At 69.7% G+C, this 9,427-nt stretch carries 11 protein-coding genes; 5 read left to right on the top strand and 6 right to left on the bottom strand.

All coding sequences use genetic code 11. From position 1 onward, the window contains the following. The 3 genes from Q0C81_RS11285 to Q0C81_RS11275 form a co-directional block, all read left to right on the top strand. On the top strand, positions 1-704 hold a 704-nt coding region (locus Q0C81_RS11285; protein WP_291837644.1), incomplete at its 5' end, for an acetyl-CoA carboxylase carboxyltransferase subunit alpha. Between the two features lie 90 nt (positions 705-794). After that, positions 795-1,373, top strand: a complete 579-nt coding sequence (locus Q0C81_RS11280; protein ID WP_291837640.1) for a PleD family two-component system response regulator — start codon at positions 795-797, stop codon at positions 1,371-1,373. After that, positions 1,370-1,840 carry a chemotaxis protein CheE gene (locus Q0C81_RS11275; RefSeq protein ID WP_291837638.1) on the top strand — a complete coding sequence of 157 codons (471 nt, stop codon included), beginning with the start codon at positions 1,370-1,372 and terminating at the stop codon, positions 1,838-1,840. Before Q0C81_RS11280 ends, Q0C81_RS11275 begins: the two co-directional genes overlap by 4 nt. Before the next feature lie 109 nt (positions 1,841-1,949). Here the strand turns inward: Q0C81_RS11275 and Q0C81_RS11270 are convergent, their stop codons facing one another. The 5 genes from Q0C81_RS11270 to bla form a co-directional block, all read right to left on the bottom strand. After that, positions 1,950-3,833 carry an ABC transporter ATP-binding protein/permease gene (locus Q0C81_RS11270; RefSeq protein ID WP_291837636.1) on the bottom strand — a complete coding sequence of 628 codons (1,884 nt, stop codon included), beginning with the start codon at positions 3,831-3,833 and terminating at the stop codon, positions 1,950-1,952. Positions 3,834-3,888: 55 nt separating this feature from the next. Next, the gene (locus Q0C81_RS11265) at positions 3,889-5,097 is read right to left on the bottom strand and encodes an acyl-CoA dehydrogenase family protein (RefSeq protein ID WP_291837633.1); all 1,209 of its coding nucleotides are present in this window, start codon (positions 5,095-5,097) and stop codon (positions 3,889-3,891) included. Between the two features lie 77 nt (positions 5,098-5,174). After that, positions 5,175-5,480: an SCP2 sterol-binding domain-containing protein gene (locus Q0C81_RS11260; RefSeq protein WP_291837630.1), complete on the bottom strand. Its 306-nt coding sequence runs from the start codon at positions 5,478-5,480 to the stop codon at positions 5,175-5,177. 102 nt (positions 5,481-5,582) lie between these two features. Then, positions 5,583-6,143: a hypothetical protein gene (locus Q0C81_RS11255; protein ID WP_291837627.1), complete on the bottom strand. Its 561-nt coding sequence runs from the start codon at positions 6,141-6,143 to the stop codon at positions 5,583-5,585. Between the two features lie 59 nt (positions 6,144-6,202). Further along, the gene (gene bla, locus Q0C81_RS11250; RefSeq protein ID WP_291837623.1) at positions 6,203-7,156 is read right to left on the bottom strand and encodes a subclass B3 metallo-beta-lactamase; all 954 of its coding nucleotides are present in this window, start codon (positions 7,154-7,156) and stop codon (positions 6,203-6,205) included. A 105-nt stretch (positions 7,157-7,261) separates the two neighbouring features. Between bla and Q0C81_RS11245 the strand changes: the two genes are divergently transcribed. Then, entirely contained in the window at positions 7,262-8,158 is an 897-nt protein-coding gene (locus Q0C81_RS11245) for a LysR family transcriptional regulator (protein WP_291837620.1), read from the top strand. A gap of 113 nt (positions 8,159-8,271) precedes the next feature. Beyond that, positions 8,272-8,499: a hypothetical protein gene (locus Q0C81_RS11240; protein ID WP_291837617.1), complete on the top strand. Its 228-nt coding sequence runs from the start codon at positions 8,272-8,274 to the stop codon at positions 8,497-8,499. 53 nt (positions 8,500-8,552) lie between these two features. Here the strand turns inward: Q0C81_RS11240 and Q0C81_RS11235 are convergent, their stop codons facing one another. After that, positions 8,553-9,305, bottom strand: a complete 753-nt coding sequence (locus Q0C81_RS11235) for a hypothetical protein (RefSeq protein WP_291837614.1) — start codon at positions 9,303-9,305, stop codon at positions 8,553-8,555. Between the last annotated feature and the right edge of the window lie 122 nt (positions 9,306-9,427).

The following is a 9,427-nucleotide window of genomic DNA, read 5'->3' as shown; positions in this document are numbered from 1 at the left end:
GCGAGCTGAAGGGCGACCGGCAGTTCGGCGACGACCAGGCCATCCTGGGCGGCCTGGCCCGCCTGCGCGGCCGTCCGGTCGTGGTCATGGGCCACGAGAAGGGTCACGACACCCAGACCCGCATCACCCATAATTTCGGCATGGCCCGGCCCGAGGGCTACCGCAAGGCGGTCCGCCTGATGGACCTGGCCGAGCAATACGGCCTGCCGGTGCTGACCTTCGTCGACACCGCCGGCGCCTATCCGGGCATCGGCGCCGAGGAGCGCGGCCAGGCCGAGGCCATCGCCCGCTCGACCGAGCGCGGCCTGACCCTGGGCGTCCCCTCCATCGCCACCATCACCGGTGAAGGCGGTTCGGGCGGCGCCATCGCCATCGCCGCGGCCAGCCGCGTGCTGATGCTGGAACACTCGATCTACTCCGTCATCTCGCCCGAAGGCGCAGCCGGCATCCTGTGGCGCGACGGGACCCGGGCCAAGGACGCGGCCATGGCCATGAAGATCACCGCCCCGGACCTGATGGAGCTGAAGATCGTGGACCGGGTGATCGGCGAACCGGTCGGCGGCGCCCATTCGGACCGCGACGCCGCCATCCAGGCGGTCGGCGATGTGCTGATCGAGGAACTGGACGCCATGGCGGGCCTGTCGCCCGACCAGCTGCGCAAGGCCCGGGCGGACCGCTTCTATGCGATCGGTCGCCTCAGCTAGGCTTGGCCGTTAACCTTCTGAACACCGCCTGCTGCGAAGCATTCTCACGCTTCGCGGGATTGAGTCGCACCCGCCATTGTGGAGTACGGCATGAGTGCGCTGGAGGGGTTGCGCGAAAGCGCGGTGATCAATCTGACCGGCGCCGTGACCATGATCGTCGACGATTCGCCGTTCGGTCTGGACATCACGGCCAGCGCCCTGCTCGGCTTCGGCATCAAGACCCGCTACGCCTGCCACAGCGCCGCCGAAGCCATTGAGATCCTGAAGGACCATCCGGTCGACCTGCTGGTCGTCGATACCGAGATGCCGGACATGGACGGCTATGAGCTGGTCCGCTGGCTGCGCCGCTCGGGACTGGATCCCAACGCCTTCGCCCCGGTGATCATGACGGCCACCCACGTGCGCCGTTCGCGCGTGACCGAAGCGCGGGACTGCGGCGCCAACTTCGTCATCACCAAGCCGTTCAGCGCCGCCGGCCTGCTGGAACGGATCGTCTTCGTCGCCCGCGACACCCGGCCCTTCCTCGAGGTCGGCGACTATTTCGGCCCCGACCGCCGCTTCCGGGAAGGCAATGCGCCGGGCGAGGAACGTCGGGCCGACGTTCTGCGCAAACTAAGGCACGCCGCCGACAAGGCCGCCGCTGCCGCCCTCACGGAGCAGGGCGAATGACCGTCATCACCCACAACCGGCGCCGATCGCGTCTCTCCAAGATCATCGACGAGGCCGGCGGCTTCAGCGTCGGCACGGCCCTGGCCAACGCCAAGGCCAATCTGGACGCGCTGCAGCCGCGCTGCGCGGCCGAGGTGGCCGACAGGGTCGCCGAACTGGCCGCGATCGTCCCGCCGGAGACGCCGGAGCAGGCGACCGCCGCGCTGGGCGTCGCCTACCGGGCGGCCAACGGCGTCATCGACAGCGTCGGCCCGTTCGGCATGGACGATATCCGCGCCGTCGCCCTGGGCCTGTGCGACCTGATCGACGCGGTGACGCCCGAGCGCCCCTTCGACTGGCGCGTCCTGCCCGTCTACGCCCAGTCGCTGCAGCTGCTGCTGGCCCTGCCCGACGACGCCGACGCCCGCCGGATGGTGCGTGAAAGCCTGGACAAGATGGTCGACCGGAAGCTGGGCTCGGCCGCCTAGACCATTTTTGCTTCAGGTCGGAACGACCTGAATCCAAAAAATGGTCCAGCATCAAACTGGAGCGAAATCTGAGCCGAGTTGGACTGCGTCCAACTCAACCGATTTCGCTCTAGACCGGAACGCCGGTCCGCGCCCCGCGCGTCTGCTTGCGCCACAGGGCCGCATACTCGCCGCCCTGACGCGCCACCAGCTGGTGGTGGGCGCCGCGCTCGACGATCCGCCCGGCCTTGAGCACCAGGATCTGGTCGGCGTCGGCGATGGTCGACAGGCGGTGGGCGACCACCAGGGTCGTGCGCCCCGTCCGGGCCTTGCGCAGGGTCTTCTGGATCGCCGCCTCGGTGCGGCTGTCCAGCGCGCTGGTGGCCTCGTCCAGGATCAGGATGCAGGGATCGGCCAGCAGGGCGCGGGCGATGCCGACGCGCTGGCGTTCGCCGCCCGACAGCTTCAGGCCGCGCTCGCCCACGACCGTGTCCATCCCGTCCGGCAGTTGGCCGATGAACATCGCCAGCTCCGCCGCCTCCGCCGCCGCCCAGATGGCCGCCTCGTCCGCGTCAGGGCGGGCGAAGCCGATGTTGGCGCGCAGGGTGTCGTTGAACAGGGCCACGTCCTGCGGCACCAGGGCGACGGCCGCGCGCAGTCTCTCCTGGGTCACGTCGCGCACGTCCACGCCGTCGATCAGCACCTGCCCTTCCTGCGGGTCCAGCAGGCGCAGGGCCAACTTCACGATCGTGGACTTGCCCGAGCCGGAGGGCCCGACCAGCGCCGTCGTCGTGCCCGGCTCGGCATGGAAGCTGACGTCCTCCAGCCCGCTGGCGCGGGCGTCGTGGCGGAAGCCGACGTGCTCGAAGGTCAGGGCCGCGCCGTTGACGCCGGTGGCGCGGGTCAGGGGCCGGGCGTCCGGCGCATCGGCCACCTGCGGCGTCTGGCGCGTGACCTTCAGCATCTCCTCCATGTCGATGAAGGACTGGCGGATTTCGCGATAGGCGAAGCCCAGGATGTTCAGGGGCGCATAGAGACTGATCATGATCAGCACCGCCGCGGTCACGTCGCCCGGCCCCATCCGGCCCGCCGCGGCCTCGAACCCGGCCATGACCGCCATGACGCCAAGGCCGACGTTCATGATCACCGCCTGGATGACATTCAGCAGGGCCAGCGAGCTGTTCGCCTTCAGCGCCGCCCGGGTGTAATCGCCCAGCGCGGCGTCATAGCTGCGCGCCGCCCGCGCCTCGGCCCCGAAGGACTTGACCGTCTCATAGTTCAGCAGGGCGTCGACCGAGACGCCCGCCGCCTGGGTGTCGGCGGCGTTCATGATCCGGCGGTGCTCGATCCGCCAGTTGGACAGGGCGAAGGTCGAGACGGCGTAGATGGCCACCACGGCCACCGCCACGGCCCCGAAGCGCCAGTCGTACTTGCCCGCCAGCACCCCCGCCGCCAGCACCAGCTCCACGCCGGTCGGAACCAGGTTGAAGGCGAGGATGCGCAGCAGGAAGTCCACGGCCCGGGAGCCGCGGTCCATGGTCCGCGACAGCGAACCGGACCGCTTGGTCTGGTGGAAGTCCAATGACAGGCTCAGCGCATGGGCGAAGGTCTCGGTCGCCGCCGTGCGCTGCGCCGCCGAGCGGACCGGCGCGAAGACCACGTCCGAGGCGTTGGGCGCGATGGCCGACAGCAGGCGGACCGCAGCCCAGCCCAGCGCGAAGGCCGCGAAGCCCAGGCCGATGGCGACCTCGGCCCCCTGCCCGGCCGCCAGATGGTTGACCGCCGCGCCCAGCACCAGCGGCGCCAGCACGCCCAACCCCTTGCCGGCCAGGGTCATGCCGATGGCCGCGACCAGGCGCAGTTTCAGCTGCGGGGCATTGGAGCGGCCGACCAGACGCAGCAGGTCGCCCAGCGCCTGCAGGGTCGGCGGGCCGTCGACCGGCGCGGTCACGCCGGCCTGGGCCGCCTTCGCTTCAGGACCTTGCCGTCGCCCGGCCCCGCGTTCGCCTCTCATCGCCATGCCCGGCATATGGCCCTGTTGGCCGCCGGGCGGAAGGGTGAACGGACGGTCAGCCGCCGCGGCCGCCGTGCTTGGCGTACTCCAGCCGCGCGATGGTGCGGTTGTGGACCTCGTCCGGACCGTCGGCCAGACGCAGGGTGCGGACCCCGGCGTACAGCTCGGCCAGCGGGGTGTCCCCCGACACGCCGGCGCCGCCGAAGGCCTGGATGGCGTCGTCGATGATCTGCAGGGCCATGCGCGGCGCTGCGACCTTGATCTGGGCGATCTCGGACTTGGCGTTCTTGGCGCCGGCCTGGTCGATCATCCACGCGGCCTTCAGCACCGACAGGCGGCACATCTCGATGTTGATGCGGGCGTCGGCGACGCGCTGTTCCCACACCGAGTGCTCGGCGATCTTCTTCTTGAAGGCCGTGCGGCTCAGCAGGCGTTCCACCATCAGGTCCAGCGCATGCTCGGCCGCGCCGATGGTGCGCATGCAGTGGTGGATGCGGCCCGGCCCGAGGCGCCCTTGCGCGATTTCGAAGCCCCGGCCCTCGCCGGCGATCAGGTTCTCGACAGGAACGCGGACGTTGTCGAGCACGACTTCGGCGTGGCCGATCGGGCGCTCGTCATAGCCGAACACCGACAGCATGCGCTCGACGCGGAAGCCGGGCGTGTCGGTCGGCACCAGGATCTGCGACTGCTGCTGGTGGGTGGCCGCGCCCGTGTCCGTCTTGCCCATCACGATGGTGATGGCGACGTTCGGGTGGCCCATGTTGGTCGACCACCATTTACGGCCGTTGATGACGTAGTGGTCGCCGTCGCGGACGATGCTGGTCTCGATATTGGTCGCGTCGGACGAGGCCACCGCCGGTTCGGTCATCAGGAAGGCCGAGCGGATGTCGCCGGCCATTAGCGGCTTGAGCCACTTCGCCTGCTGCTCGGGGTTCCCGTACATGTGCAACACTTCCATGTTGCCGGTGTCCGGGGCGTTGCAGTTGAACACCTCGGCCGTCCACAGGTGGCGCCCCATGATCTCGGCCAGCGGGGCGTATTCGAGGTTGGTCAGGCCGGCGCCGTGGTCGCCCGGCAGGAACATGTTCCAGAGGCCGGCGTCCTTCGCCTGGGCCTTCATCTCTTCCATGGTCCTGGGCTGGACGGTGTGGTCGGCCCGAACCTCGGCCCAGTAGTCCGCCGAGCGGGGCAGGACCTTCTCGTCCATGAAGCGCTGCACGCGTTCCTGCCAGTGCAGGCCCTTGTCGCTGTGACGGAAATCCATGGTCGTCCTCCGGTACAAGAACGGCGCGGCCCTCTTCAGGGACCGCGCCGCAAAAAATCAGATCGTGGTCTTCAAACTCAGCGCTTCAGCAGCGCCGGCAGCTTCTGGGCGATCATCATGTCGCCGGCGATCTTCAGCTTGCCCTGCATGAAGGCCATCATGCCGTCCAGCTTGCCTTCCGACAGGGCGATGAAGTCGTCCCAGCTCATCGACACGGTGGCGTCGGCGGGCTTGTCGTCGTTGGTGACGGTGTTCGGCGACGAAGCGCCGTCGATGAAGATCTTGCCGGCGTCGCCGAGGTCGATCTTCACGGTCTTGCCCAGACCTGAATTATCGCCGACGGCGCCGCGGATGTGTTCGGTGACTTGAGCCAGATCGACCATGAGCGTCTCTCCCTAGGGACGGTTGAGCTTCCGACCTAGACCTCCCGGCAGCGGCTGCCAAGATCACGCCGGGTCAAGTTCACGCCATCGCTTGCAAAGATGTCAGTAGAAGGCGTTGTCCCGGTCCAGTCCGGGCGTGGTTGCGGGCCCGTCCGCCCTGCCCCGCGCGGCCTGTTCGGCCTGGATGCGATCCAGCCGCTCCTGCCGCGCGCGGCGCTCCGCCGCATAGTCGGGACCGGGCGTGTCGAAGCCGAACTGGCCGCCCTGCGCCTGCGGCTGGGCCTGGGTCGGCTGCACGACCGCCTCGCCGCTCGCCCACACGGTCGGCTCCGGCGTGCGCAGGGGCGGCAGGGGTTCGACCCATGCGGTCTGGTGGCCGGGGTCGTAGACATCCTCCCCCACGGCCTGCGGCTGGATGGCGACGTGGGTGTAGCCGTCGACCAGGTCGCCGACCTCCATGGTTCCGCCGGGCTGGACCTCGCGTTCGACCGGCGCAACGACCTCGACCGCCATGCGGCCGCCGCCGACCGGCGCGGCGCCGGGCAAGGGCATGCGCAGGGCCAGCACGCCCACAGCCGCCACGGCGACGGCGGCAAGCGGGACGACCGCCATCCACGGACGGAAGCCCGGACGGCGGCGCGAGACGGCGGGATCGATGGACATAGGGCGGCTCCGCCAAGGAAAGGCGCGAACCGGCGTTTGGTTCGCGCCCTGCCCGTCTATCAGTTCACGCGGGCCCGCTCACGCTCCAGCCGCCGCTCCAGCAGGACCTCGTACTTGTCGGCGTAGGCCCGGCAGGCGGTCGGGTCGATGAAGGGGTTCGGCGTCGCCCCCTGCCGCAACTGCGCCAGGTGCGTGTCGCCGTCCGACTGTCCCGGGTGGGCGGTCAGAAGGATGTCGCAGGGCATGGCGCGCAGGCTGGCGAAGGTGGAGCGGAAGCCATCGACCAAGGCCCGGTTGGCGGGATCGGTGAAGCGGTAACCGTCCGCCGAGATGGGGTTCAGGCTGGAGCCGAACACCACCGTCTTGCACGTTCCGGCCTCACAGGACCGCCAGCTCCAGCTCATGCTGCCCGGCGTATGGCCCGGCGTGGCGCGGGCCGTGATGGCCACATCGCCCAAATTCAGAATTTCGCCGTCTCGCAGGACCCGGATGCGTTCGACCGGCGGCATCGGCTCCAGGATCGCCGCCTGCGGGTCGTCGGCGCCGCTGCGTCCCCGGCGGAGAACGGCCGCCGCCGCCGGGCTGGCGACCACGGTCGCCCCGGTGTCGCGGGCCAGGGCGGCCAGACCGCCCGCGTGATCGTAGTGCGGCTCGGTGCTGAGGATGTACTTCACATCCTCGATCCGGAAGCCGAGCCGGCGGATGTTGTCCTCTATGGCCGGAACAGCCTGCGGCAGGGCGCCGTCGACCAGCACCAGCCCCTCGGACGTCGAGATCAGGACCACGGTCAGCCCACCGAAGCCCACAAAGAAGGTATTGCCATAGATGCGTGTCGGGATCTCCACGCCCAGCCATTGGCGGGCGTACTCCGGCGCGATCGGTTGCAGCAGGGGATCGCGGGCGGGATCGGGACGCGCCTGCGCCGCGGGCGGCGGTTGCTGGGGTTCAGCCTGGGCGCAGCCCGCGGCAAGGACCAGAAGGCCTGCGGCCAGGACGACGGAAATGCGTCTCATCACTCACTCCTTGATGGGGGGAACCCGGCAAGGATGCGGAGCCCGCCTCCGCCGCACAAAGCATCATAACTGGACAGAAGCATGAACTGACCTCATGCCTGAGCGATGGACCGCGCCCAACTTCCCCTGAACGCCCTACGCGCCTTCGAGGCGGCCGCCCGGCACCTGAACTTCACCCGCGCCGCCATAGAGCTGTGCGTCAGCCAGGGCGCCGTCAGCCATCAGGTCGCCCAGTTGGAACGGCGTCTGGGCGTCACCCTGTTCCGCCGCCTGCCGCGCGGCCTGGCCCTGACCGATGAGGGACAGGCGCTGGTGCCGGTGCTGGCCGACGCCTTCGACCGGGTGGGGGCGACGCTGGACCGCTACGCCGGCGGACGGTTGCAGGAGGTGCTGACCGTCGGCGTGGTCAGCGCCTTCGCCGGGGGCTGGCTGCTGCCGCGCATGGACGCCTTCGCTCGCGCCCACCCGCACATCGACCTGCGGATCATGACCAACAACAACCGCGTCGACCTAGCCGGCGAGGGGCTGGACCTGGCCGTCCGCTACGGCGACGGGGCCTGGCACGGAACCCATGCGGAGCCGATCCTGAGCGCGCCGCTGACACCGCTGTGCGCGCCCTCGGTCGCCGCGCGCCTGAAGGGGCCCGCGTCGCTGGCCGGCGAGACGCTGCTGCGCTCCTATCGCGCCGACGAATGGACCCGCTGGTTCGAGGCGGCGCACGCGCCCTGCCCGCCCCTGCGCGGCCCGGTCTTCGACAGTTCGGTGCTGATGACGGCGGCCGCCGCCTCGGGCCTCGGCGTGGCCCTGGCCCCCGCGGCCATGTTCGCGCGCGACCTGTCCGCCGAGCGGCTGGTCCGCCCCTTCGACGTCGAGGTCCACCTCGGCGGCTACTGGCTGACCCGGCTGAACTCCCGTCCCGACAGCCCCGCCATGGCGGTCTTCCGGGCGTGGATGCACGCCCAGACGGTCCCGGAGGCCGGCACGGTCAATCGGACCGCATAGGGTCGTGACGGACTTCACACAATCTTGAGGGGAACATAATCCCTCGGAGGTTGCGCAGGCGGCGGAATGCTGCGCCCTTTCCCACGGAAGACTGACACTTCAGGAGAAGACAGATGCGTTTCCTTCGTAAGGCTTCGACCCGCTGCGCCGCCGCCGCGTTCGTCTTCGCGGCCTCGGCCCTGTCGACGAGCACGGCCATGGCCGCGCCCGGCGACTACTGCCTGCATGCGGACGGCACGGTGTACTGCGGCGTCGAGGAGAACATCGTCGAGGGCGATCCGGGCCTGCGCGCCTGCATTGACCGCTGGGAGCGCGCGATCCGCGACTGCCCGCCCGAATAGGTCCGGGCGACTGTCCGGCAGGTCGGCTCACCACCGCGCATGAACCGGCGAGATCACCGCTCGCGCAGACAGTTCCGCAGTTCCGCCGCGGCCTGCAGGCCATTCTTCCACGACATGCGGAATACCTCCCTGCCGCCCATGGACAAGGCGAACTCCTGCTCGTCGGCCATGCCCGCGAGCGCAGCGTCCATGGCCGGCACGGCGATGACCAGTGTGCCGAGCGTGTTCATGCGGGAATCCCGGGCACGATTGTAAGCCCGGATCGTCACCGGCGGTTCGCCCGTCTGAGTCAGCCTGACCGTCACCTCGCCAAAGCGCCGCGGCTTGGGGATATCGTCGCCGGTGAACATGAGCAACGCGCCGTCCCAGCTCTTGTCGACGCCGCTCAGCGCGATCATGCCTTGGGGACCCTGGAACATGGCGGCGCAGAATTCGCCTGGTTCGGCCGGTTCCCGACTCTGGAAGAACCGCCAACTCCCCTCGAGCCAACGCTGGTACTCCGCATCTCTCTCGGCGTTCCTCTCCCGGATCGCCGCGTCAAGAGCGTTGGCCTCTTCCAGTGTCAGGCCCGGCGGCGGCGGCCCGCCGGAGTTTCTCTCGTCGGCGTCGTATCTGCGACTGAACTGCTCGTGCAGGCTCGCGGCGTACTGCTGCTGGGAAGTGAACGCGCCTTGGGCTTCCAGCGCGCCAAACATGTCCTGCGCATTGACGGGAGCGGCGGTGAGGCCGCCGGCGATGAGAAGCGCGCCTCCCAGATAGGGAATGAGCGCGCGGGCCAGAGCGGGGCGGCGGATGCGTTCAGACATTGGGACGTCTCTCCGTTTCGGTGCTGACCGTCGCCGACCGCCCCGGTCAGACATGAGGAAGCCAGAACACCATGACCGCCATGCCGATGCCGCCGGCCATCAGCAGGGTGAAGGCCGCGATG

It is taken from the genome of Brevundimonas sp., from assembly GCF_023259385.1.
In the GTDB taxonomy this organism is placed as follows: domain Bacteria; phylum Pseudomonadota; class Alphaproteobacteria; order Caulobacterales; family Caulobacteraceae; genus Brevundimonas.
The sequence above is the reverse complement of the archived record's forward strand: the minus strand, read 5'-3'. Positions and strand labels throughout refer to the sequence as shown.